Origin of the sequence: Bacillus sp. TH22 (assembly GCF_016651015.1) — a bacterium.
In the GTDB taxonomy this organism is placed as follows: Bacteria; Bacillota; Bacilli; order Bacillales; family Bacillaceae_G; genus Bacillus_A; species Bacillus_A mycoides.
On the sequence record NZ_JAEKER010000001.1, the window covers coordinates 2,007,440 to 2,033,220 of the forward strand.

Genomic DNA, 25,781 nt, shown 5'->3' on the forward strand with positions numbered 1-25,781 from the left:
TTTATTCCCCCTCCTTCATTACGTTTTTCACATTTCGAATCCAAATTTCTTTATACTTTAAATCGAATCCTATCAATATGTAATTACTCATATTATCAATAACGAGCGCTAACGTATGCGCGTTTTCTTCAGTTGCATGTTGTGACACAACACCAAGTTCCACACCTTGCTTTAATAAATCGTGGAATCCATTTAAGAAATCTTCTTGTATTTCAAATAAGCGTTTCTGGTACTTTTCATTTCGCGTCGCAGTTACGATGAATTCATTTATAACGCGTAATATGCCTTCTTGACCTCTATACTCCGATAACATATGTAAACCATCTGCGATTAACTTTTCTGCAAAGTTTTCTTTCGTATATTGTTCTTTATCGAAGTAACCCACGAAATAATATCCAGAAAAAATCTCTTCAAATAAAAAATCAACTAGCGCTTCTTTAGACGGAAAATGATAATAAATAGCTGGCTTTGATATGCCTACTTCTTTCGCAATCATTGAAAGACTCATCTTCTCAATGCCATGCTCTGCCATTAGTTTAAATGATGCATCTACAATGTGCTGCGATGTTTGTAAATTTTTTGTCATACTGTACCTCTTCTATTTTTACTTACCGGTCGGTAAGTAAATTGTAAAATGAAAATGAATGATTTGCAAGTTAATTAGAGTTTTAAAAGGAACTTCTTGATGAACCTAGAAAAATATAAAGTAAAAACAATGTATAACGATAAGGAGGATTTTCATATGGGATCTGGCGGTAAAGGTGGTAGCGGCGGTGAAGATGGCAAAGATGGCAAAGATGGTAAGAGCGGTAGTAGTGGGCTTTTATTAATCATTCTGCTCTTTATCGTATTCATTATAATTGGAGCTAGTTATAGTGTGTTTAGCTTCTAAGAAAAGACACAATTCAGTTAGTTATAGTAGCGTAGAAAACTGAAACAGAGATTAAAATTTTCCTTCTTAAGGTTTCTTCACGAGTAAGGGCACACAAAATAGAAAGCCCCGGTTATATTTAACAGCCAGCGCTTTCTATTTTCAGTATTCTTATAATGCTTCATCTATATTTCCAACTCGCACACGTAAATCATTATTGATCATCCACAATAATATACGCTGTTCTAATTGGCCCATGCACACCTACGACAAGGTTCATTTCAATATCCGCACTATTTGACGGACCAGAAACGAAGTTCACACAAGCCGGCAAGTTTTCTCCCTCTTTACTTTGATTATGAATCAGTTTTGTAGCTTGGGTTAACCTTGGTACGATCGTACTTTTAGGAACGATTGCAATGTATGACTCTGGAAGAAGACTCACATGTCTTCCTTTTAACCCGTCATTAAATAGTACAACGGTTCCTGATTCCGCTAGAGTCATATCACTGAACGTAATGCCAAGGTCAGCAGCTTTCGCAAATTTTATGTCCTCTTCTTTATGATCTAATCCCCATGTACGAAAATGTGTTGTTCCTTCATTGCTGAAACATGGCGTAAGACCATACTCATTAAAGCGCTCATCATTCGAACATATAACAGATTTGATATTCCAATCTTTTATAAAAGACCCCAATGTTTCAACAAGATTTTCCTTTGTTGTTCGCTTTACTTCTGTATGAATGACTTCGCAGTGCTCTATTAACTTTAATACAAGTTCATCTTGCGCCAGTCCGTCAAAAACATCCCACTGCGGGGAAAAAGACCAGTTCGGTTTTTTCACTACTTCTGGACGTTTCCTACCAAGCTTTTCTGATAACTGGAGTAAAAATTCCTCACGATTTTGGATGGCCATCATTGTTCTCCTTTTCGTGTTTTTCAAACCACTCTCGAAACGGTTGTTTTTTCGGAACTGGAAAATCTCTCGCATCCGTCCAAGCTTTTAACGGCCCAATGCCGCGCTCGATCTTATCCCCTTTTGCAAGAGGTTTTAATGCATACGGAGCGCTCTTCGCTGCAAAAGAAAATAGTCTAGGACTCTTCACCGCTTTTTCAAAACCTTTCATAGCCACGTTCCAAGCTACAGGTGATCGTTTTTCTTCTACAATGCGGCTGCGATGTTTAATTAATAAGTCATGTAACGGGATTTTCACTGGACACGCTTCTGTACAAGCACCACAAAGGCTAGATGCGTAAGGTAAATCCTTATATTCATCATATCCCCCTAAAAGCGGTGTCAACACAGCTCCAATTGGTCCTGGATAAATAGAGCCATATGCATGTCCACCAATATGCCTGTATACAGGACACACATTAATACATGCCGCGCAACGAATGCACTGAAGGACACTTTGGAATTCTGTTCCTACAATATCGGAACGGCCATTATCAACAATGACTAAATGAAATTCCTCAGGTCCATCTGTTCCGCCAGGCTCAGTTAATCCTGTAATATAACTTGTTAACTTTTGTCCTACAGAACTTCGGCATAGAAGTGTTACTAAAACATCAAGCTCTTCCCATGTCGGAACAATACGTTCCATCCCCATAACTGTAATCAACGTTTTCGGAAGTGTCGTAGTAAGTCTTGCATTTCCTTCGTTTGCTACGATAGAAATTGATCCCGAATCTGCAACAGCAAAGTTACATCCAGTCACTCCTATATCCGCTGCAAAAAAATCATCCCGTAAATACGATCTTACAAACCTCGCCATTTCCGTAGGATCAGATGTTCCAGTGTAATTTAATTTTGTTTTAAATATTTCACAAATGTGTTCTTTATCTTTGTGAAGGCATGGAACAACAATATGCGAGGGAGGATCGTGGTCATTCACTTGTAGAATAAATTCAGCAAGATCTGTTTCTAATACTTCTGCTCCAGCTTCTTCAATCGCTTCATTTAAACTAATCTCTTCTGTTACCATCGATTTTGATTTCACAATTTTTTTCGCATTTTTCTTTTTTACAATCTCTTTTACATATTCCCTTGCATCTTCTGCAGTCTTTGCAAAATAAACAAAACCACCGTTTTTTTCAATATTTTCACTCAGCTCATATAAATAATAATCAAGGTTTTCTAATGTATGTTTTCGAATTTCTTCTCCTAAAGCTCGCCATTCCTCCCAATTCCCAAGACTCTCAGTAGCTTTTAATTTCTTGATTCTAAGACCATCTTGCGCTTTCCTGACAGCCTGTCGCATAAATTGATCCCCAATGCCTGTTTTAGTACGCTTATGAAAGGGATCGTTCCCAATTTTCATTCCCATCTCTATATCCCCCCTTGTTTTCGATCTTCATTTAATACTTGAGCAATATGTTTTACATCAATTGAATAACCATTGCGTGTTAAACGTCCTTTTATATTCATTAAGCAGCTACAATCCATCCCAATTAACACTTCCGCACCGGTTTCCATAATATGCTTTACTTTTTCCTCAACCATTTGCTCAGAAATTTCTGGCATTTTCACCGAGAATGTCCCTCCAAATCCGCAACAATCATAATTATGCGGCAATGAAACAACTTCCAGTCCCTTTACACACTTTAATAGTTTTTGCGGCGGTTCCTTAATCCCCATTAATCGGCTCATATGACAAGATGTATGAACCGTTGCTTTTTTATGAAGCTCTGCACCTAAGTCTTCTTTCCCTAATACTTCCACAAGAAATTGTGTGAATTCATATGTTTTATTTCCAAGTTCAGTAGCTTTTTTCTTCCAATCCGCTTCACTTTCAGAAAACAAGCTAGAAAACTCGTGAACCATCATAGCGCAAGAGCCCGATGGTGCCACAACATATTCTGAACTGGAGAAGGCTTCAATCATATGTTTTGCAGCTGTTTTTGTTTCTTTAACATACCCGCTATTATAAGCGGGTTGTCCGCAGCAAGTTTGATTTTTAGGAAAATCAACTTCACACCCTAAATCTTCAAGAATTTCCACAACATCTTTCCCTACTTCTGGATAAAAAACATCTGCAACACAAGTAATAAATATTGATACTTTCATATTTTGCACCCCTAAATACAGTAAAGTAAGCTCAAGTAACTTTATTTGTATATTATTGGTAAAAAAAATTAAAAATATGAATAAAAATAAAAAAAGCATCCTAAATGTGTAATTTAGGATGCTTTTTGTAAAACAAATTAATTTCTATTAAGCAAGCGCATACGATAACAATTCATCGTCACTTCCCCAAGCCTTTGCAACAATTGATAATTCGCATATGCGCCGACTGGGGCACCGATGATTGGAACGAGTTGAAGCATTTTTGCTAAATCGATATAGTCTCGGTATTCTGTTTGGAACTTTTCCCAGTCCATATGATTTTCTTCTTCTGTATCCCACGTTTCAATCGCTTTCCATACTTCTTTTCGGTGATCGTCACTTGAAAAAGCAAGTTGGAAAACGTGAAGAATAAAAAGACGTTCTTCTTTTTTACTCGTATCAAATCCGTACAATGTTGCTGCATCAAATAAAAATTTTATTTTAATAGTAAGTAATAACGGGAAATCGGCAAGGCCAAGGAGAATACCACCTGCTCCTGTTCCTGCCCCTTCTGCCGCTGCGACTTTTTTGTACTCATCCATTTTTTTACGTACTTCATCATCTCTTCTTTGCAGTGACCAGTTCGTTTCTTTTAGCTTCGGTTTTATGAAGTTTGATCCAGCACTAATTGTTTGTACCATCATCCGAATCGTTTCTGTTAGTACCTTTTGTACTTTCGCGGGTACTAGTTGCTGCACTTTCACCTGCACTTTTTTAGAGAACCGTGTCATCATAGAAGAATCTTTCATGAATGTAGCTTTCCACTGCTCCAATTCTTTTATAACCTTCTCTTCATATGTAATCATAGGTTCATTCCTTTCAGTTTAAACGCTCAATGCGTTTCGCACCGTATTGATAAACGAAACCAATACTAAATAATATGCTTACGACAAATAAAATGCCGGTCATTATGAAATCTTTCGTCGCAAGTGCAAATATAATTGTAAATACAACGCTACCAATGATAAGAATCGCATTTAATAAAGTAAGGAAATCTCTCTTCTTCTCGTCTCCCCCTACCGGATATAAATCAAGCCAAACTTTCATACGGTGATGTTTCCAAAGGGTTAAGAGCTGGTAGCCGATTAAGTATAAGAAAACAAAGCTTACGATAAAACGTCCATATAAAAATGGGATAAAGTAAAGAATAATTCCCCCAAGAACGAGTAAACGCATATATAATCCGAAATAGTTACCCGATCTTAAAAATGTTCTCGTATATAAGTATAAATATGTACGTTTCTCACCGATCATCGAAAGAATGAAATCAAGCCATTTCCTACGTGATACTCTCTCTTTTAACGCTGGTACATCAACGAACATATTCGCAATGCGGTACAGCAGCATCATTTTTTTACCTTCTTCAGAAATTAAATACTCCCAGTTCAGCGGCTTTCCCTTCACCTTTTGATGCATAACAGCAAGGTATAGCGCCATTAAAAAGACAATCACACCGGTAAAAATGACTGAAGTACGTTCTACAAGGACGTACACAAATAAGCCGTTTAAAATAAAACGAATAAACCAATCCGCTCTTTGTACATCTTGATCTGTTAAAAATGATTTTTCCCACGCTACGAATAAATTCCACGCTTTTACAATGACAAACGCGATTACAATCCATATGTAATTGGCACCTGTTTGTTTCATTTGCTGGAAGTATAACGGAGCAAGCGCAGCGGCTACCATTGCGATTATGTATAACTGAATCATAAACGTAAAGAGAAATGCCTTCGTAAAGTAAGGCTTTAACTTTTCTTCAACTGGAAGCAAATACACGAGATCTGCTTCTTTTAATAACGTTTGGACTGACCCAGCTGTTAATACGAGGCCAAGTAAGACTGCCATAACAATCGCTGTCGGAAACGAAGGTGTTAACGTTTGTAACCATTGCTGGTAATAATACGCTCCTGCGCCGATGATAAATACGAAAATAAACTTCAAATGATCATTAAATACGTATTTACTATATGTACGAACTTCTTTTAGAAAGTGCCGAAATCGTTCTTTCCATAACGCTGTGCTATTCATAATCTTCTTCCTTCGTTAACGCAATATAAATATCATCAAGCGTTGCACCAGGCATATTAAACCCGGATTGAAGTTCTGATAATGTTCCCATCGCTCTCACTTCACCTTGATGCAAAATAATGAATGAATCACAATAGCGCTCTGCTGTCGCTAAAATATGTGTACTCATTAAGATGCCCGCACCACTCTTTTTCATTTGATCCATCATTTGAAGAAGTGATTGAATCGCTAAAGGATCAAGCCCAACGAAAGGTTCGTCCACAATGTAAAGTGATGGTTCAACTAAAAATGCACTCATAATCATCACTTTTTGTTTCATCCCTTTTGAGAAATGAGACGGAAACCATTTTAAGCGATTTTTCATGCGAAACTCTTGTAATAGTTGTCCTACGCGTTCTTCATATTGTTTTTCATCTACACCGTACGCCATCGCTGTTAATTTCAAATGCTCTTCTAACGTTAACTCATCATATAATACTGGCGTTTCTGGAATGAAGGAGAAACTAGAACGGTACGCTGTCATATCATCACGAATTGTTTTCCCATTAATTGTGACAGTCCCTTTTTTCGGCTCCATTAAACCGATGATATGTTTAATTGTCGTACTTTTCCCAGCTCCATTTAAACCGATTAAGCCGACAAGTTCGCCTTTATTAACAGAGAACGAAACATTTTGCAGTACAGGTCGTTTCGTATATCCTCCTGTAACATTTTCTACACGCAATAACTCGCTCATACGACACCACTTTCTTCATTTATATTCATTCACTTTTGTAAGAAATGTATATATTCATCTTACCAAAAATCATGGTGCACTACATAGTATCGATGCCTTCAAAAAAAAATTTTAATTTCTTGGCATATATTTTTACGAAAGCGGACATCATAATTAGTGAAGAAGGAACACATTGAAAAAGCAACCACCAATTGATGAGTACAACAACATAGTAAAGTCATCATGAAATGGGGTGTCCAAGTTGGACAATGAAATTTACACATAACCAGATAATTTGTTTCATTTTCGAAACGGGGTGTCTCCGAAAGAGCATATACTGTTTTAAAAAATAAACAATTTCATTTTAAAAAAAGATTGCAATTCATTTCACTTGAAAATGGGGTGTCTACGGCAGAAACTTTAGCCGATTTACCGTGCATTTCTTATATAAATGAGGTGTCTGCGAACCGTAAATTATAAAAAATGCTTTTTCAATCCCTCTTCAGAAAACAGGAAGCTGAGTCAGCTTCCTGTTTTTCGTGTTTGTTCTCCTATGTAATTATGGTAAAATACGGCTAAGACTATTTGAAAGGATGAGATCGATGAATCATACAGCGGACAATTGTATTTTTTGTAAAATCATTGACGGGCAAATCCCTTGCTCAAAAGTATACGAAGATGAGCATGTACTTGCATTTTTAGATATTAGTCAAGTAACAAAAGGACATACTCTTGTTATTCCGAAAATACACAAACAAGACATTTTTGCGTTAACGCCAGAAATCGCATCACATATTTTTGCTGTCGTTCCAAAAATCGCAAATGCAATGAAAGCAGAATTTAATCCAGTTGGTTTCAACCTACTTAACAATAACGGCGAGAAAGCTGGACAAACTGTATTCCACTTCCACCTTCATTTAATTCCACGCTACGGTGAAAACGATGGTTTCGGTGCTGTTTGGAAATCACACCAAAATGAATACACAATGGAAAATTTACAAAACATCGCAAGTACAATTGCAAATAGTGTGAAATAGTGCCACTATAATAAGAAGTAATACATAATAAGCCGATTCCTCTGGCATTTATTGTATGGCTTCTTTCTTCACAAAAAATGCCGGGGGTATGATTTTTTGTGCATAGCATGTACAAGAGAGAAAAGCTCACTTTTCTTCCCCTTGTCTTAAAGGTATGCACACTTTTATACATCATGAATACGAACGAAAAATAAGGAGGTTTCCTTTTATGTCAAAAGCTAAATCCTTTATTACAGGTGTACTTTGCGGCGGAGCAGTTGCTGGACTAGCCGTTCTTTTCTCAACTCCTTCTTCTGGTAAAGCTATGCGCGGTAAGCTGAAAGAAAAAGGAACTGATATTAAAAAGACATTGGCTGATATTACAGCTGATACGAAGTTATTAAAGCGTCAAATCGTTGAAACTGCTTCAGAAGGTAAAGAAGTATTCCAAGAACTAAAAGACGATATGCATGACACGCTTTCTAACTGGAAACAAGATATTTCTCAAAACAAACGACATATTGAAAAAGAAATTTTAGACATTCAAAAGTCAATTGAGAAACTACAAGAAGCCGTTCCAGAAAAAGCGTAAACATATTCCTGCTTAGTTTTTTGCATATAACAAATATTTTTCATACAAATTGACCTTAACACGGCATATCACATAGATATGCCGTGTTTTTATGCATTTACAATATATGTTATCCCTTAACATGTAAAGACAACACATGTATTCTCGACTCATAAAACGCTTCCATAGTTATGCATGATTTGTATAGAATGTTATTTTTCCGAAAAATTTTCACAATTCTCACAAAAAGACTTTATTAATTTTTATTTTACTGGCATAATAGATAATAATGAAAAAAGAATGTTAAAGTGGGTGAGTAAATGAAAAGTGGAGAAAAAAATTACTCGGTAAAAGAAGCGATGATTTTCAGCCAACGTATTGCTCAATTATCGAAAGCGTTATGGAAATGCGTAGAGAAAGATTGGCAACAATGGATTAAACCTTACGATTTAAACATTAATGAGCATCACATTTTAACCATCGCTTATCATTTAAAAGGGGCTTCTATTTCTGAGATTGCTAAGTTTGGAGTTATGCACGTATCAACGGCGTTTAACTTCTCTAAAAAGCTTGAAGAACGCGGCTATCTTATATTCTCAAAAAAAGAAGATGATAAACGAAATACGTACATTGAAATTACAGACAAAGGGGAAGAATTACTGCTTCGCTTAATGGAGGAGTATGATCCTGAAAATAATTCTGTTTTTAATGGAGCACTTGAACTTCGTAATTTTTACGGTAAGTTCCCAGAAAATATCGAACTGATTGCAATCCTGCGTAATATTTACGGACAAGACTTCATCGATATTTTTGAGAAATCATTAGAAGATATTGAGGAGAACTTTACGGAATCTGATCAAAAGTTAGTTAAGAAATAATCTATTTATTTTTTCGCAATCATGCTTAAGAATTCATTCATAAGCGGCTTAAATAAACCTTGTTTTGCTAGCGCTTCCGCAGTTTCGTGTACTTCGAGCTGATGTGGAAGCGCTTTTTCAAATTGATCTAATAGCGCATCAAACAATAGAAGGCCTTCTGCTTTCTCCACTACATATTGTTCGTTCAGTTTTTCACAAAGTTTTAGTATACGTTCAATGTCTTTTTTACGAGCTTTTTTCTTTATGATTAAAGAATAAAATGGACACTTTTCTTCATCAATCATTTTAAATAGTAGGTCTACGTAGTATTCAGCTTGTTCTAGTCTTCTTACAACGTCCATTTTCTCCCTCGCTTCCTAACACAAAGTCTTCTATTTCTGAATTTTGTAACACGAACAAAATATCGTATGATACAATATATAAAGTATATGTATTTTAGCCAAAAGGAGGTCTCGCCTCATGACTCTTATAACCGTTGTTTTTGTTGCATTCGCACTTCTTGTTATATTTTACACGAATTTCATGACACATACACTGTGTGAGCGAAAACAAATATCTGCGAGCCGCCAGCCCGGTGTCTTTCGAGTTATTAATGTATGTATTACCATTCTATTAATTTCTAGTTATGTAGAAATTATATTTCATGGAAAGTGAGGAAGGAAGCCCCTTCCTCATTTTTTTCCTCTATAAGCAAATTATACCTACTATAACTAATAAAATAAACAGTACAAGTAATAAAATAAGTTTTGAATTCATCCCCCATCCCCTCCTCTTTTCTGTATATGCGACATCCGCCCAATATGGTACCCTTTCAAAATCTGACACAAACTGGTTAAAATTTCTTTATCAATAGGAAAACCCGTCGAAATATGATATATTAAATTTTGTACATATTGCTTATACTATGAAATAAACGACACGCATCTAAACTTTATCCTAAAGCCTCGGTAAGCCCTGTTAAGCGTGCTTTTACATATAAAAAAAGCAAAGACATCAGTGAGACTTAATCAGGTTCTTATGAACGAAAATAACCTATCATAAGGCGTTTCTTCATTCGTATGGGATAAATTAAAAATACATAATAGTAGGAGTGTTTATTGAATGAAGAAAGCTATGCTTGCCTTAGCCGCAACAAGTGTAATCGCATTATCAGCATGTGGAACACCATCATCATCAGACAAAATTGTTACATCTAAAGCTGGTGACATCACTAAAGAAGAGTTCTACAATCAAATGAAGACACAAGCTGGTAAACAAGTACTAAATAACATGGTTATGGAAAAAGTACTTATTAAAAACTACAAAGTCGATGAAAAAGAAGTAGACAAAAAGTTCGATGAAATGAAAAAGCAAGTCGGTGACCAATTCGATACACTAATGAAACAACAAGGCCTTAAAGAAGAAACAGTTAAAAATGGCGTTCGCGCTTCATTAGCTCAAGAACAAGCTATCGAGAAAACAATCACTGATAAAGAATTAAAAGATAACTACAAGCCTCAAGTTAAGGCAAGCCACATTCTTGTAAAAGATGAAGCGACTGCTAAAAAGGTTAAAGAAGAACTTGGACAAGGTAAATCTTTCGAAGAGTTAGCGAAACAATACTCTGAAGATACTGCTTCAAAAGAAAAAGGTGGCGACTTAGGATTCTTCGAACATGGTAAAATGGTTAAAGAATTCGAAGATGCTGCTTATAAACTGAAAAAAGATGAAGTAAGCGAGCCTGTAAAAACACAATTTGGTTACCATATCATTAAAGTAACAGACATTAAAGAACCAGAAAAATCATTTGAGCAATCAAAAGCTGACCTGAAAAAAGAGTTAGTTGCGAAGAAAGCACAAGACGGCGAATTCATGAACGATCTTATGATGAAAGAAATCAAAAAAGCTGACGTAAAAGTTGACGATAAAGATTTGAAAGATCTTTTCGAAGAGAAAAAAGCTGACGATAAAAAAGAAGAAAAGAAATAATGAAATAAAAAAAGCTTGGGTAGCCCCAAGCTTTTTTTATTTTGTAGTAGTTTTTTACCGATAAATCGATATACTCCCTCACCTTACTCCATTCAACACAAAAAAACCTTGGTTTCGTGCAACACGAAACCAAGGTTTATCTTATTATCATTGATTAAATTAAAAAACTATGGTAAATTAGTACAGAAACGCATTCACTAAAAACAAAAGAATGTATTTATCCGTATCTTAATTGTACACCAAAACACATCTTCAGTCAACCTCTATTTTTCACTTTTAAAGGAGTGCTTACGTATGAACAAAAAACTTGATCAAGAGCAAAAACGATTGGATACCGTAATAGAAACGATTACGGAGCAAATTGATAAACTGGAAAACGAAACTGGCAGACGCCGGGCGGAAGTAATCCATATTCGTAAACACTTTTGGGATGACGTGAAAGTGAATACTGATACTTTTGATGATTATCTTGAAACAGTTATCAACTTAAGACAACAAGCTCAATCACTAGCTGTCACACAAATTACCCATAAGCACACCTTTAATCGACTTGCCGCATTAAGACGCATGCATAAAGCACCTTATTTCGGACGAATTGATTTCAAAGAAGAAGGAGAATCTGCTGCGGAGAAAATTTATATCGGCGTAGCTACACTTACTGATGCAAGCGGAGAAAACTTTCTTATATACGATTGGCGCGCACCTATTTCAAGTGTTTACTACGATTATCCACCAGGACCGGCTGAGTACAGTACACCAGGAGGCGTAATCCACGGCAATGTGGAGAAAAAATTACAATATATTATTCAGAATGGCGAGATTGATTCTATGTTCGATACGAGCCTCACAATTGGAGATGAAATTCTGCAACAAGCGCTCGGAAAAGGAACAAACAAACATATGCAAAGTATCGTTGCTACTATCCAGCGCGAACAAAATGAAATTATCCGTCACGATGAAGGGCGACTACTTATCGTGCAAGGAGCTGCTGGTAGCGGTAAAACGTCAGCTGCCCTGCAGCGAATCGCCTATTTACTATATAAATATCGCGAATGGCTAAAAGCAGATCAAATCATTCTCTTCTCCCCTAACTCCATGTTCAACAGCTACGTATCTAACGTACTGCCAGAACTCGGTGAAGAAAATATGCAGCAAGTTACATTCCAAGAATATTTAAACCATAGACTAAGTAAGTCATTTGATGTTGAGGATCCTTACGAGCAATTAGAATATATGCTAACTGAAACGAATAGCGCAAATTATAAAACTCGAAATGCGAGCATTCGATTTAAAGCATCTACTCAATTTTTCGAGATGATTAGAGCGTACAGACAATCTCTTGAATCTTCAGGCATGCTATTTAGAGGAATGAAATTTAGAGGGAAATTGATTGCCTCTGCTAAAGAAATTACAGAGCAATTTTATAATACTGATTCCTCCCTCCGCTTCCATAATCGAATTGAGAAGTTAACGGATTGGCTAAACAAACAAATAGACACAATTGAAAAAACAGAACTGAAAAAGCCTTGGGTAGAAGAAGAAATTGAACTACTTAGTAAAGATGAGTATCAAAAAGCTTATAAATACTTACAGAAAAAAGGCGAGTTTGATGACAACTCCTTTAATGATTATGAGAAAGAAACGAAAGTACTTGGACGTATGATTGTCCGCAAAAAATTAAAACCGTTGCGTAAAGGCGTTCAAACATTGCGCTTCATCAATTTCACAGGAATATATAAACAACTCTTCACAGATGCATCATGGGTTACTGGCGAAAAGCCTAAAGAATGGGACAAAATTTGCTCATTAACTGTGAACATGCTTGATGAAGGAAAGCTACATTACGAGGATGCGACTCCATTTTTACTTTTAAAAGAATTAATTGAAGGCTTCCAAACGAACAGATCAATTAAACACGTACTCGTAGACGAAGCACAAGATTATTCTCCGTTTCAGTTCGAGTTTTTAAAACGCTTATTCCCTGCCGCAAAAATGACAGTACTCGGAGACTTTAACCAAGCGATATTTGCCCATGCGAGTGAAGCAGTGAATTTCAATACACTTACTAGCTTATACGGACCAGATGAAACGAACGGCATTAACTTAACTCGTAGCTATCGCTCAACAAAACCGATTATTGAATTCACACGCTATCTCGTACCGGAAGGAAAGAACATTAACGCATTTGAACGTGACGGTGAGAAGCCTACAGTGACTAAAGTTTCTGATTACAGCGAACTGCATGATCGTATCACTTCTAAAGTTGCTGAACTACAAAAACAACAGCACAATACGATCGCAATTATATGTAAATCCGCGGCTGAAAGTGCCGCTGCATACGAGGCACTCAGTCATATCGAGAATATTAAACTTGTGAAAAGTAACTCAGCCGAGTATGAGCAAGGCATCGTCGTTATCCCTGCTTATTTAGCGAAGGGTATCGAATTTGATGCTGTTATTATTTACGATGCTTCTAAAGATGTGTACAGCGATGAGAGCCTACGTAGATTGTTCTACACTGCTTGTACACGCGCAATGCATGAATTGCAGCTTTATAGCGTTGGTGAGGTTAGTCCTTTTGTAACAGGGGCTGATACGGAGAGTTTTAAATGTATAACGAAAACACCTTGATTTTTATCAAGGTGTTTTTTTATGCAAGATTTACACCTTTAAAATAGAATATATCATTTCAGAAAAAATTGTATGAATGCTAAACTATCATAAATATAATGGCAAATCCAACTTACCCAAACACTATTGGATTTTTTCCATACATAATTTAGTGCCAATCTAATTGGAATTATAGTTATTAATAACTGCATTGGCACGAAACCATAAGTCGGAATATGCCACAAAGCGAACAAGACACTACATATGATTGATGCCGTGCCAAATTTCAACCCTAATTTTTGTAATGCAATAATTACATTGGTACAAAGCAACTCTTCGCCCATTAGCATAAATGGTACACGGAATAAAATCATAGAAATACTTATTACTTCTGCAACAGAATTTTTAGTTGCTGGTTCAAAAATGTAATTAAATATAGCGCCGGAAATTACACCTACGATAACTACTAAAGGTAAACCCCAAAGTAATGTCTTAAATTTAAAATGTTTAAATTGCTCTAACGATATTTTCCCTAAAAAATAGTATCCAATAATTCCACATAATACAAGATTCCATGAAGCTTCAAGAATCATTCCTAATAAATGTGGTATAGTACCTCCCAAAACACTTCCTAATAATTGATATGCAATCCCGGTAATCATCAATAACCCCAAAGCTAAAAGAGATTTCGAATCAATTTTCTTCTCTGTTTCTAAAAGCTTTGTTTCCACAATAAGCCCTTCTTTCTTATTATTTCGTTAATTGCGAATATATTATAGCACGATTACCTACTATCAATCCGGAGACTGAATGGGAGAATTTTGAAGATATTATGAATTTTATCGCTAAGTTAGAACCGTTACATTATAGGTATAAAAAAGCTGTGCTAATTCAAGAAAAATAAAACCACCTATCCCCTAAAGAATATAGAGAACGGATGGTTTAGGTGTTTTGATATGCGCCCCGTTTTCAGGATTCACTTCAAATCATCAAATTATTTTTTCATTCTAAATGAAAGATTTTTACGCGATATATACTTAACACGATACCCATAAAGTTGAATCAAGAAAATCTAACAACCTAATTAATAGTTTCTTTCAAGTAAATAGAGCAACCCTCAGCATACCCTTTTCACTTCAAACTCCTTAATTTTCCGGGGTCTGCGAACGTTTTATAAACAAAGCTACAACGACTGCAAGTAGTGCCAAACCAAATCCAATCGTAAAAGCGTTATGCACGCCTGAAACCATCGCTTCAGTCAATTGAGCTGGGTCAGTTGGATTTAGAGATTTATCCAAATATTTCTTTTGTCCGGAAGTCATAATACTGATAAAGAAAGCAACTCCTATCGCACCCGCCACTTGCGATAAGGTATTCAAAATAGCTGTTCCGTGAGGATAAAATCTACGCGGAAGTTGGTTCAAACCATTCGTTTGCGCTGGCATCATGATCATTGAAATGGCTACCATCATACTGACATGTAATATGATGAAAGTTATCTTAGACGTATCTGTCGTCACCTGTGTAAAGAACCACATCACACCTGCTAATAATATCGTCCCAGGAATAATAAGCGCTCTTGGGCCAAATCGGTCAAAGAGCTTCCCTGAAACTGGGGAAAGCATACCATTCAATAGACTACCTGGAAGCATGATAAGACCAGTTGCATAGACGGTTAAGCCTAAAGCACCTTGAAATAGAAATGGTAGTAACGTCATTGTGGAGAACATCGTCATCATCATTATCGTCAATAAAATTGTTGTTAGAGTAAACATCGGATACTTGAATGCACTAAGATCTAGTAATGGCTCTTTCAATTTCAATTGACGGAATACGAAGAAGAAAATTGCTACGAGACCAATTAAGATTATTCCATACACCTGGAAACTATCCCATCCCTCACCTGAGCTACTAAATCCATAAACAATCCCGCCAAATCCAATTGTAGATAAAAGAATGGATAACACATCTACTTTTGGTTTAGTAGGTTCAGAGACATTCTTTAAATAGATAAACGCAAAAATGATGGAAAAAATCGCAAATGGAAGGACGATATAAAATAGCCATCTCCAGTTCAATGTTTCAAGAATAATGCCTGAAAGCGTTGGTCCAATGGCAGGAGCAAACATTATAACAAGCCCAATACTCCCCATTGCCGCTCCTCTCTTCTCTGGAGGATATAGAAGGAGAATCGTATTCATTAATACGGGCATCATTAATCCCGTACCCGCGGCTTGTAACAAGCGACCAATCAATAGTATGGAAAACCCAGGCGCAATTGCACTTACAAGTGTACCTAAAGTAAAGACTACCATAGCACCTATGAATACTTGTCTCGTTGTAAACCATTGTACTAATAAAGCAGAAGCTGGAATTAGTACAGCAACTACAAGCATGTACCCTGTTGAAAGCCATTGAAGAGTCGATGGTGTTACATTCAACTCAATCATCAATTGCGGAAAAGCAACGTTCAATAATGTTTCATTCAAAATGGTAAAAAAAGCTCCAATTATCATCGATATTAAAATTGGGAGTTTTTTCACATTGTCAAACTCCTTTGACTGCGAAGAAACAGACGCAGTTTGAGCATTCATACATAAACCTCCTTGTATTCTTTTATAAGTTTTTATTACCTTTGCTAGTCATATTTAACGTAGAAGCACCCCTACCAAATTGAAGGCGATACAGCACAACTACAATTATGATCAAGAGTGACATGACGGCAAAAATATTACTATACATATTTGCAGCGTGATTTGCAATAAAAGGATTGAATTGCAGTGAAGTAGAACCACCGTCAAGCAATTTCCCTACTACACTCATGGCCATCGCACCAGATATAAAATTAATCATCGACAGTAATCCCATTCCAACACCTGTCTCCTCCTTTGACAGTGTTTGTGAAATAGTATTAGACATCGAAATCTGCATAAAAGTCTGTCCTACATTTCCGAAAATTAAAATCAATGCAATGACAAAAGCTGAGGTCCCAATAAAAGTAGATAATAATGAGAAAGCAAGGAATATGAATACCGAGGCAATAAAAACGAGCGCAAAGTTGCCCCGAGTGTCAGCCAACCTTCCTCCCTTTCTTCCCATAATTGCGGAAGCAATTGCAGCTGGAACTAAAACAAAGCCAATATTCGAAGGAGTCAATCCATTTACTGCCGATAGAAATTGCGGCGTCATGAATGTCATGCTAAAGCTCATTGCTGTCGTCATAAAAGCAATGAGCAACCCAATCGAAAAGTTCTTATTTTTAAACAGAGTCGGTTTAATAAAAGGTTCCGTAGCTTTTCTAATCCGAAGAATGAAGAAAGCTAACGTAACAATCCCTCCTAGGAATAGCAATACTTGCATCTGCGTAATGGCAAGCAAGAAGAACGTGACTGATACAGCTAATAGCCCTCCGCCAAGAATATCAATACTCCCCACCTTCCCTTTCGCATTGTCTAAATACTTCCTAAAGAAAGGAAGCGTTAGAAGCGGTAGTAAAGAAAGAACAAACATGAGTCTCCAGCTTCCAAAGCTTGTGATTAGTCCTGCAGCAACAGGGCCTAAAGCATTACCAAGTGCTAAACCAACTGCTGAAGTTCCAAGCGCACGCCCTCTTTTCTCTGGTGCAAAGTACCTGACTGGAATAATCATCGCTGTCGCAGGAAGAACAGAAGCTCCCGCTGCCTGAATTACACGCCCCAAAATGATAACCCAATACTCAGTAGCAAGTAGGCCAAGCAAAGAACCTAGAGCGAAAATAAGTAGTCCATACGTTAACAAATCCTTTAGCCGATATTTATCCGCCAGTTTTCCCATCACGATGGAACCAACCGCATAAACGACCATATAACTAGTCATAATCCAGCTAACCTCTGAAGGAACAAGGTTGAATTCTTTACCTATCTCAGGAAGAGCTACATTAAACATCGTACCATTCATAACCGAAAATATTAGCGTAACTACTAAAACTCCTAGCAATTTATCCGCGTTTTGTGATGATTTATCTACCATAGTGTAGACCTCCTTTTCTCTTTCACTTAAATCTATATAAATTTAAATGAGTATCAACATAATGAATATCCTCACTATTTTATTATAATGAGGATATCATTTTTATCGTACAAGCCGAGTTTCAGCCTGCAGTCATTCGAATCTACTAATCTACAATTTACTTTACAGAAGTTCTGTTATTGCTGAAGAATGAACGACCGCAAGAATTAGCGCTAAAATCATAAGCACTGCTGCCGGCATTATTTTTCCGATTGGATCTTTAACACGAATATGGGACAATACAGCTCCTAACATAATACAAGCAATCCATAATGCTGCTAAAACTAGTATTACCTCATTCCAGAAACCAAAAATCAGTCCAACCACTCCTGCTAAAGCGATCCAACCTGTCGCAACTCTGAACCATTGAGGTAAACCTAAATGAGAGAAAGCTTCTACTTGCATTTTTGCTCCTGCGATTTTACTAACACTTGAAAAGAAAAATGCGAAAATTAATAAACATTGAAGTACTAGTGCTACAATAGTCATGTACAATCCTCCGTTATATATGTTTTTAAGGGTATTGCTATTGAATAATGAAACGCTTTGAAATTCCTTACATAGATACACCTCGCTCTATTATCATTTTCTATAGAACCCAGCATCCGTTATAATAGTAATTATCCCGCTATTACACATTATGAGTATACAAGATAATGAAGTTACTCACTAATCGTTTATAATATAAAGAGGATACTCACTAATAATATACAATATATTTATGAAACGTGCAAAAATGAACTATAAAAACACTGGGGAGGTCATTCCATTCATGAAATCAAATTATCCAACTGCAATAGATGTCATCCACACCTTAATGCAATCGACCAACTATGTTCAAAGAGAATTTCAATCTCAATTGTCATCCCTTGACACACCGTATCATCTAACAGGGCCAAGGCTACGCGTTCTATCCACCGTTTCTGAAAACGGCCCCATTCGAATGAATGCATTAGCTGCTAAATTAGGGGTCAAAGCACGTACAGTTACCGATTTTGTCGATGCACTCGAACAAGACAAGCTCCTCATTCGTATACCAGATCCAACTGATCGCCGAGCTACATTAATTCAACTTACTGAACGTGCGCACTCCAATATGGAAAAGGCGCTCGCTTTCCAAGACAAGGTCGCAGACGATATTCTGAAAAACCTCACATTAGAGCAACGCGAACAGTTTTTTGAACTTCTATTACTATTAATAAAAGATAAGCAAATTCCAGATTCATGCGGAGAAGTTGAAAACGGAAAAACTTGTTAAGTGTACAAATAAAACCACCTATGCCCTAAAGAATATAGGGAACGGGTGGTTTGTTTTTTAAGCTGATTTTCTCACTAAAATATCTTTACGGCGATATACACTTAGCACAATCCCCATTATAAATGCGTGAAACAAAGTTGGTATCAAGCCGTAACTAATAAAGGGCAATGATATAGAAACGCGCGGTAATATCCCTAGGATCATGCCAACGTTATAAACGAAATGGAATACGAAAAGAGTTACTCCACCAACGAGAAGCAATTTACCGTATCGATCATTTATTTTATAAGATATAACCATTATTCTTACTACAAAAAGAGAAAGAATCAAGACAAGAACTAGCGCAAGCACATATCCATAATAGTAAGTCAAACTCGCGAATACAAAATCAGTATGGGCAGCAGGGATAGACTTTATATTTCCATATGTACCAAACCAACCTGCTGAAGACATCGCCTCTTTTAAACGTAAATCCCATTGATCATGCGCTGGGTTTAAAAACCCTAAAATTCTAGCTATCCGGTATTCTTTTACGGCAGACCATGAAAGTAAATCCCTAATAATAAAGAAACAAATTGGTAACATTGTAATGAGCCATGCCGTTTTCTTTCCTAACTTACTCCACCAAAGCATAACAAATACCATCGTAATATAAATGAAAATTGGTAAAAGAATTGATGTCGTTAAAAATAGATATAAAGAAAATACGTACAGCATGAAAAGATGTATAAATTTTAATCTACTGTTATGGAAAAGTTTTATAAATTCATAAAAAAACGGTTGGAAATGTCCATACCGTTTTTTGAAACTTTAATTTTTCTTTGCTAAGAGTAAATTTTTTATTTTACTAACGTTCATTTAATAGAAGTTGCTGATTTGAAAAAAATTCTACAAGATGGATTTTTTTACAAATCAGCAACTTTTATTATAATACAACACTCTATCGTTAAAATTTTAGCGCATTCATAATAAAACAAAAACCACCTAAAGGCTCCTCCTTCAAGTGGTTCTCTATTTTACGCTAACGCAGCTGCCTGCTCTTGTTGATCTACAGAGGAATTACAGCATATCTGTTAATGCTTTTTCTAGCTCGGCTGTGTATTTCATTTCGACGCTCTCATCTTCTATAGCACCAATAAAGACGGATTATGCAGCAGTTTCATAACAGTATGAATAAATAACTAACAACACTTATTACGAGTATAAAAAATCGGCTCAATACATAATATCTATGTTTTCAGTGATACTCTATTACCATCGAACTAAATGTATATAATTTTAACTTCATGATAGCAAGTTAATTTTCAAATATCTTCTTGCGCATAACCCTAAATTTATTATCCATTTGTATCATGCTTATAAATAAAAGATATCCTATCGATGCACCAATCATATTTATAGCAATCCGCCACACATCAAAAACATCAGATAAAGTTAGTAAATGTAATAACTCCCAAGCAAGAAAGGCCATAACATACCACTTACAAGCTTTCTTATAGTTAGTCACTTTATTAATCAACACTGGAACGAAAAATCCAAATGGAACTAACAATATTATATGTTGTAAAACGATTAACCAATAAGTTGAGTTTCCCCACAGACCCGGATGCGCAATAAAATCTTTAATTTGCCAAAGTGTTATTCCAAAAAGTTGTAACAGCGTTTCTAAATCAGATATATGTAAAAATTGCTGCCAAAATTCAATAGGATGATAGACAGTTCCACCTGTCAAACTACGAACAGAGTCAAATGTAGAATTTGAAATAAACGCTCCTAAAAAGACAATAAAACAAATCATTATATAAGGAATACATAAAATTTTTGATACTACCTTTAATGGCCTAGGAACTTCGTATACCGATTGATTAATCTCTAAACCAATAACTTTTGATTCGCCAAAACTTTGAATCGCTTTATAAATCGCTTCTTTTTCGTTCATACCTTGTTCCATATATTCTTCTTTCAAGCTATTCAAGTGATCATATATTTCTAGAAATAGCTCATCCTGTTCAATATTACTAAGTTCTGAATAAGCTAAAATGGACTTAATATACTCATCAAATTCACTCATAAATAACTCCTTTCTGACAAGTTTGAATTAATGATGTTACACGCTCCCAAGAGTTCACTTTCTTCTGCAATTCTTTTTTCCCTTTACTTGTAATAGTATAAAATTTCCTTTTCATCCCATTCTCAGATTGATTCCAATAAGATTCAAGAAATTCTTTTTTTTCTAATCGCTTTAAAGCTGGATACAAAGTTCCCTGCCCCATACTATACAAATCTTCACTTGCATCCTTTAAACTTTGGGCTATTTCATATCCATATGTATCACGTTTTGCAATGATAGAAAGTAATAAAATATCTATACTTCCCTTCAAGATTTCTTTGTCCAACAATACCACCTCCTTATATACATCGTATAACAACATATGTCGTTATGCAACACAATTGAAATAATACCCCATAAAAAAACCACCTAAAGGCTCCCCTTCAGGTGGTTCTCTATTTTACGCTAACGCAGCCGCCTGCTCTTGTTGATCTACAGGAATTACAGCGTCGCTTAACGCTTTTTCTAGTTCAGCTGTGTATTTCATTTGCTCTTCTTTGCTCCAGCCTAGTTTCGCAGCCATGTAGTTGATTACTGCTTCTTTCCACTCGTATACCCAGTGGATGTTGAAGAATACAGCGCCTCTGCGGCGTACGAAGAAGTCAACTGGTTTCGCTGTCATTTCGTAATCCATTGCGTATACAAGCGGGATTAGAACGTCTATCGGCATGTTGTATTCTTTCGCTTCGTCTTTATGTTTTTTCGCTAAGTCAAACAGTACGTCAACGTTAGAGCCGTAGAATTTCGCGAATTTTTCCGCTTGTGCTGTCGTTAAACCATATTTCGTACCTTCGCCTGCTTTTTTCGCAACAAATGCCGGGAATCCGTGTGAACCACTTACATGACCACCAGAGATTGGCATATGTTTCGTATCACTCTTCTTATATGCGCTATGTCCTTCTTTTTGTAATAGATTCGTTACGTAGTCTACTACCATTTCAGCCATTTTGCGGTATCCTGTTAATTTACCGCCCGCGATTGTAATTAAACCAGATTCAGAAGTCCAAATTTCATCTTTACGAGAAATTTCAGATGCATTCTTACCTTCTTCATAAATTAGCGGACGTACACCAGCCCAGCTTGATTCCACATCTTTTTCTGTAATTTTCACGCTTGGGAACATGTAATTAATCGCATTAATGATATATGTGCGATCTTCTGTTGTCATGTGTGGTACAGCTGCGTCTTTATCATAGAACGTATCTGTTGTACCTACGTACGTTTTTCCTTCGCGAGGAATCGCGAACACCATACGTTTATCTGGTGTATCAAAGTAAATTGCTTGCCCTAATGGGAAACGTTTTTGGTCAATTACTAAATGCACACCTTTTGATAACTGAAGTACTTTCCCTTTTTTAGAATTATCTTTTTCACGAAGTGTATCTACCCAAGGACCAGCTGCGTTTACAATTTTCTTACCGTAAACTTCATACACTTCTCCGTCTAGTAAATCGATTACACGTACACCGCATACTTTTCCATCTTTATATAAGAAACTGTCTACTTTTGCGTAGTTAACAGCTTTCGCACCATGTTCAATCGCTTCTTTCATTACTTCAATTGTAAGACGCGCATCGTCTGTACGATATTCTACGTAGTAACCGCCGCCTTTTAATCCTTCTTGTTTTACAAGAGGCTCTTTATTTAGCGTTTCTTCACGGTTAAACATCTTTCTGCGCTCGCTTCGTTTTACACCTGCTAAGAAGTCGTATACACGAAGACCGATTGATGTACTGAATGACCCGAACGTGCCGCCTGTATGGAACGGAAGTAACATCCACTCCGGTGTTGTTACATGGGGACCGTTCTCATATACGATCGCACGCTCTTTCCCCACCTCTGCTACCATTTTCACTTCAAGTTGTTTTAAATAACGTAAACCGCCGTGTACAAGTTTCGTTGAACGACTTGATGTACCTGCTGCAAAGTCCTGCATTTCAAACACAATCGTTGATAAACCGCGTGTTGCCCCATCTAATGCAATACCAGAACCAGTAATACCTCCACCAATTACGATCACATCTAACTCTTGTTTATTTACTCCATTTAATACGTCTTTACGTTGTTTACTTGAAAATTTCATGGTAATTCCTCCCTTTGATAACGAAAAAAGAGACCACAAGCTCCGCTATAGATTTCGCCTCTATAGCGTGTTGTGGTCTCTCCAAATCTCCTACCGAATTATTAACTTGTCATCATTATAGCACTGTTTATGATTATTTGAAAGCTTTAGTTGCTTCAATTGCTTTTTTCCATCCAGCATATAGCTCTTCGCTTGTTTCCGCTTCCATCGTTGGTTCAAAGCGTTTGTCCATATGCCACTGTGCTTTAATTTCATCTTGGTTTTTCCAGTATCCAACCGCAAGACCAGCTAAGTATGCTGCACCTAAAGCTGTCGTTTCATTGATCACTGGACGCTCTACAGGAACGTCTAAAATATCACTTTGGAACTTCATTAAGAAGTTATTCTTAACTGCTCCGCCATCAACGCGTAATGTATTTAGTTCAATACCTGAATCTGCTTCCATTGCGCATAGTACATCTTTCGTTTGGTATGCTAAAGATTCTAGCGTTGCACGAATGAAATGCTCTTTCGTCGTACCGCGTGTTACACCAAACATAGCGCCGCGTACTTCACTATCCCAATACGGTGTACCTAGTCCTACGAATGCCGGTACTATGTATACACCTTCAGTTGATTCAACACGGCTAGCGTACACTTCGCTCTCGCTCGCATCTTTAAACATACGCAGTCCGTCACGTAACCACTGAATTGCAGAACCAGCTACGAAAATACTTCCTTCTAATGCGTAATTCACTTTACCATCTAAACCCCATGCAATTGTTGTTAATAGGCCATGCTCAGAAGCTACTGCTTTTTCGCCTGTGTTCATTAACATAAAGCAACCAGTTCCGTAAGTGTTCTTCGCCATACCTTCACCGAAACAAGCTTGTCCAAATAATGCTGCTTGCTGGTCACCAGCTACACCTGCGATCGGTACATTTTGACCGAAGAAGTGATAATCAATTGTTTCTCCATATATTTCAGATGATTGACGTACTTCTGGAAGCATGCTCTTTGGTACTGTTAACATGTCTAGAAGCTCATCATCCCACTGTAAGTCGTGAATGTTAAACATTAATGTGCGTGATGCATTTGAGTAATCTGTTATGTGCGCTTTACCGCCAGACAATTTCCATACAAGCCATGTATCAATTGTTCCGAATAATAACTCGCCGTTTTCTGCTTTTTCTCTTGCACCTTCAACGTTATCTAAAATCCATTTTACTTTCGTACCAGAGAAGTATGCATCAATTAAAAGACCTGTTTTTTCGCGAACCATCTCGCTATAACCTTTTTCTTTTAACTCATCACAAATTTCAACTGTTTGACGAGATTGCCATACGATTGCGTTATAAATTGGTTTTCCAGTCGTTTTATCCCATACAACCGCTGTTTCACGTTGGTTCGTAATACCGATACCAGCGATTTGTTCTGGCTTCACATCTGCTTCGCTTAAGCAAGTTGCGATAACTGCTAAAATAGATCCCCAAATTTCTTGTGCATTATGCTCAACCCAGCCTGGCTTTGGAAAATGTTGTGTAAACTCTTTTTGAGCTGAATGAACGATTTTTCCTTCTTTATTGAAAAGAATTGCGCGTGAGCTTGTTGTTCCTTGGTCTAATGAAAGAATATATTTTTTCATATCAGTTTCCCCCTATGCTACTTTTCTACTATTTGTAGTAGCTTCACTTTTTTTACTTGTCATATAAGAGATTGCTAGTACAATCACAGTTGTAATAATCACATAAATAAGTGCTGAATTTTGTTTTCCTTCAAATACAACTTGATGGAATAATCCTGCAAGTGATCCACCTAGAATTGGACCAACTACTGGGATCCATGCATACTTCCAGTTTGAACCGCCCTTTCCTGCAATCGGAAGGAAGAAGTGTGCAATACGCGGACCTAAATCACGAGCTGGGTTGATTGCGTATCCTGTTGTTCCACCTAATGATAAACCAATACTTACAATTAAGAAACCAACGATAAATGGATTTAAACCATCTGCAAATTTATTTGCTCCAATTGCTAATATACCAAATACTAAAACGAATGTTCCAATCATTTCACTTAAAAGGTTTGTAAATGTGTTCGGAATTGCTGGACCTGTTGCAAATACACCTAACTTTGTTCCTGGATCTTCTGTTTCTTTCCAGTGTGGTAAGTAATGTAAATATACAAGAACTGCCCCGATAATTGCCCCAATCATTTGTGCTGCGATATACATAGGTACGTCACTCCATGGGAACGCTCCCTTAAACGCAAGTCCTATCGTTAAAGCCGGATTCAAATGTGCCCCACTAATTGATCCAACTGCATACGCTGCCATAGCAACCGCTAGACCCCAACCCATTGTAATTACAATCCAACCAGAATCTTTCGCAAACGATTTCTTTAAACTTACACCAGCGCAAACGCCGCCACCAAGTAAGATTAACAATGCAGTCCCTATTAATTCCCCTAAAAATGCTGACATAAAATCCCTCCACAATCAATTTAAATGCTTTCGAAAAGTGATAGAGGTAAAATGAATGG

At 36.8% G+C, this 25,781-nt stretch carries 25 protein-coding genes and 1 pseudogene; 8 read left to right on the forward strand and 18 right to left on the reverse strand.

All coding sequences use genetic code 11. The annotated features are described in order from the left end of the window. Position 1 precedes the first annotated feature (1 nt). Positions 2–586: a TetR/AcrR family transcriptional regulator gene (locus JFU18_RS10160; protein WP_085309593.1), complete on the reverse strand. Its 585-nt coding sequence runs from the start codon at positions 584–586 to the stop codon at positions 2–4. 156 nt (positions 587–742) lie between these two features. Between JFU18_RS10160 and JFU18_RS10165 the strand changes: the two genes are divergently transcribed. After that, complete coding sequence (locus JFU18_RS10165) at positions 743–892, forward strand: sporulation protein YjcZ (RefSeq protein WP_201034821.1); 150 nt, start codon at positions 743–745, stop codon at positions 890–892. 193 nt (positions 893–1,085) lie between these two features. On the opposite strand, the gene JFU18_RS10170 is transcribed toward JFU18_RS10165, so the two are convergent. The 6 genes from JFU18_RS10170 to ecsA form a co-directional block, all read right to left on the reverse strand. Further along, entirely contained in the window at positions 1,086–1,787 is a 702-nt protein-coding gene (locus JFU18_RS10170; protein WP_201032628.1) for a LutC/YkgG family protein, read from the reverse strand. Further along, the gene (locus JFU18_RS10175; protein WP_201034820.1) at positions 1,768–3,198 is read right to left on the reverse strand and encodes a LutB/LldF family L-lactate oxidation iron-sulfur protein; all 1,431 of its coding nucleotides are present in this window, start codon (positions 3,196–3,198) and stop codon (positions 1,768–1,770) included. The genes JFU18_RS10170 and JFU18_RS10175 overlap by 20 nt, the downstream gene beginning before the upstream one ends. Positions 3,199–3,200: 2 nt before the next feature. Continuing rightward, a complete protein-coding gene (locus tag JFU18_RS10180) occupies positions 3,201–3,938 on the reverse strand; it encodes a (Fe-S)-binding protein (protein WP_201032626.1) in 738 nt (245 codons plus the stop codon). A 137-nt stretch (positions 3,939–4,075) separates the two neighbouring features. After that, positions 4,076–4,783 carry an ecs operon protein EcsC gene (ecsC, locus tag JFU18_RS10185; RefSeq protein WP_002030211.1) on the reverse strand — a complete coding sequence of 236 codons (708 nt, stop codon included), beginning with the start codon at positions 4,781–4,783 and terminating at the stop codon, positions 4,076–4,078. Positions 4,784–4,796: 13 nt separating this feature from the next. Then, on the reverse strand, positions 4,797–6,008 hold the full coding sequence (locus JFU18_RS10190) for an ABC transporter permease (protein ID WP_201034819.1): 1,212 nt from the start codon (positions 6,006–6,008) through the stop codon (positions 4,797–4,799). Beyond that, complete coding sequence (ecsA, locus tag JFU18_RS10195; RefSeq protein WP_001292616.1) at positions 6,001–6,744, reverse strand: ABC transporter ATP-binding protein EcsA; 744 nt, start codon at positions 6,742–6,744, stop codon at positions 6,001–6,003. Before ecsA ends, JFU18_RS10190 begins: the two co-directional genes overlap by 8 nt. 581 nt (positions 6,745–7,325) lie before the next feature. On the opposite strand from ecsA, the gene JFU18_RS10200 reads away from it, so the two are divergent. The 3 genes from JFU18_RS10200 (at position 7,326) to JFU18_RS10210 (ending at position 9,188) form a co-directional block, all read left to right on the forward strand. Next, a complete protein-coding gene (locus JFU18_RS10200; protein ID WP_097871395.1) occupies positions 7,326–7,760 on the forward strand; it encodes an HIT family protein in 435 nt (144 codons plus the stop codon). Positions 7,761–7,968: 208 nt separating this feature from the next. Next, a complete protein-coding gene (locus JFU18_RS10205; protein WP_002011120.1) occupies positions 7,969–8,331 on the forward strand; it encodes a YtxH domain-containing protein in 363 nt (120 codons plus the stop codon). A 299-nt stretch (positions 8,332–8,630) separates the two neighbouring features. After that, on the forward strand, positions 8,631–9,188 hold the full coding sequence (locus tag JFU18_RS10210; protein WP_002134805.1) for an HTH-type transcriptional regulator Hpr: 558 nt from the start codon (positions 8,631–8,633) through the stop codon (positions 9,186–9,188). 5 nt (positions 9,189–9,193) lie between these two features. Here JFU18_RS10210 and JFU18_RS10215 read toward each other — a convergent pair whose 3' ends face one another. Next, positions 9,194–9,529: a DUF1878 family protein gene (locus JFU18_RS10215; RefSeq protein ID WP_002134804.1), complete on the reverse strand. Its 336-nt coding sequence runs from the start codon at positions 9,527–9,529 to the stop codon at positions 9,194–9,196. A 118-nt stretch (positions 9,530–9,647) separates the two neighbouring features. On the opposite strand from JFU18_RS10215, the gene JFU18_RS10220 reads away from it, so the two are divergent. The 3 genes from JFU18_RS10220 (at position 9,648) to helD (ending at position 13,787) form a co-directional block, all read left to right on the forward strand. Then, positions 9,648–9,842 (forward strand): hypothetical protein, encoded by a 195-nt coding sequence (locus JFU18_RS10220; RefSeq protein ID WP_000172693.1) that lies wholly within the window; start codon positions 9,648–9,650, stop codon positions 9,840–9,842. Positions 9,843–10,289: 447 nt separating this feature from the next. Next, positions 10,290–11,156, forward strand: a complete 867-nt coding sequence (prsA, locus tag JFU18_RS10225) for a peptidylprolyl isomerase PrsA (protein WP_201032623.1) — start codon at positions 10,290–10,292, stop codon at positions 11,154–11,156. 294 nt (positions 11,157–11,450) lie between these two features. Beyond that, complete coding sequence (gene helD, locus JFU18_RS10230; protein ID WP_201034818.1) at positions 11,451–13,787, forward strand: RNA polymerase recycling motor HelD; 2,337 nt, start codon at positions 11,451–11,453, stop codon at positions 13,785–13,787. Between the two features lie 53 nt (positions 13,788–13,840). On the opposite strand, the gene JFU18_RS10235 is transcribed toward helD, so the two are convergent. The 4 genes from JFU18_RS10235 to JFU18_RS10250 all read right to left on the reverse strand — a co-directional run bounded on the left by JFU18_RS10235 (position 13,841) and on the right by JFU18_RS10250 (position 18,302). After that, the gene (locus JFU18_RS10235) at positions 13,841–14,497 is read right to left on the reverse strand and encodes a CPBP family intramembrane glutamic endopeptidase (protein ID WP_201050303.1); all 657 of its coding nucleotides are present in this window, start codon (positions 14,495–14,497) and stop codon (positions 13,841–13,843) included. A gap of 414 nt (positions 14,498–14,911) precedes the next feature. Continuing rightward, positions 14,912–16,360, reverse strand: a complete 1,449-nt coding sequence (locus tag JFU18_RS10240) for an MDR family MFS transporter (RefSeq protein WP_201034817.1) — start codon at positions 16,358–16,360, stop codon at positions 14,912–14,914. Positions 16,361–16,382: 22 nt separating this feature from the next. Beyond that, on the reverse strand, positions 16,383–17,774 hold the full coding sequence (locus JFU18_RS10245) for an MFS transporter (protein WP_201032619.1): 1,392 nt from the start codon (positions 17,772–17,774) through the stop codon (positions 16,383–16,385). 162 nt (positions 17,775–17,936) lie between these two features. After that, positions 17,937–18,302 (reverse strand): DoxX family protein, encoded by a 366-nt coding sequence (locus JFU18_RS10250; protein WP_201032618.1) that lies wholly within the window; start codon positions 18,300–18,302, stop codon positions 17,937–17,939. A gap of 283 nt (positions 18,303–18,585) precedes the next feature. Here JFU18_RS10250 and JFU18_RS10255 point away from each other — a divergent pair, with 283 nt between their 5' ends. Next, complete coding sequence (locus tag JFU18_RS10255) at positions 18,586–19,071, forward strand: MarR family winged helix-turn-helix transcriptional regulator (RefSeq protein WP_201032617.1); 486 nt, start codon at positions 18,586–18,588, stop codon at positions 19,069–19,071. A 57-nt stretch (positions 19,072–19,128) separates the two neighbouring features. Here JFU18_RS10255 and JFU18_RS10260 read toward each other — a convergent pair. The 6 genes and pseudogenes from JFU18_RS10260 to glpF form a co-directional block, all read right to left on the reverse strand. Beyond that, positions 19,129–19,824: pseudogene (locus tag JFU18_RS10260) on the reverse strand (FtsW/RodA/SpoVE family cell cycle protein); the annotation flags it as partial. 544 nt (positions 19,825–20,368) lie between these two features. After that, entirely contained in the window at positions 20,369–21,142 is a 774-nt protein-coding gene (locus JFU18_RS10265) for a VanZ family protein (protein ID WP_201034816.1), read from the reverse strand. After that, complete coding sequence (locus JFU18_RS10270) at positions 21,135–21,467, reverse strand: PadR family transcriptional regulator (RefSeq protein ID WP_061674045.1); 333 nt, start codon at positions 21,465–21,467, stop codon at positions 21,135–21,137. The genes JFU18_RS10265 and JFU18_RS10270 overlap by 8 nt, the downstream gene beginning before the upstream one ends. A gap of 114 nt (positions 21,468–21,581) precedes the next feature. Then, positions 21,582–23,264, reverse strand: coding sequence for an aerobic glycerol-3-phosphate dehydrogenase (gene glpD / locus JFU18_RS10275; RefSeq protein ID WP_078422061.1), 1,683 nt, complete (start codon positions 23,262–23,264; stop codon positions 21,582–21,584). Between the two features lie 133 nt (positions 23,265–23,397). Next, positions 23,398–24,888, reverse strand: coding sequence for a glycerol kinase GlpK (gene glpK / locus JFU18_RS10280; protein WP_002011107.1), 1,491 nt, complete (start codon positions 24,886–24,888; stop codon positions 23,398–23,400). 12 nt (positions 24,889–24,900) lie between these two features. After that, the gene (gene glpF, locus JFU18_RS10285) at positions 24,901–25,722 is read right to left on the reverse strand and encodes a glycerol uptake facilitator protein GlpF (protein ID WP_002134791.1); all 822 of its coding nucleotides are present in this window, start codon (positions 25,720–25,722) and stop codon (positions 24,901–24,903) included. Between the last annotated feature and the right edge of the window lie 59 nt (positions 25,723–25,781).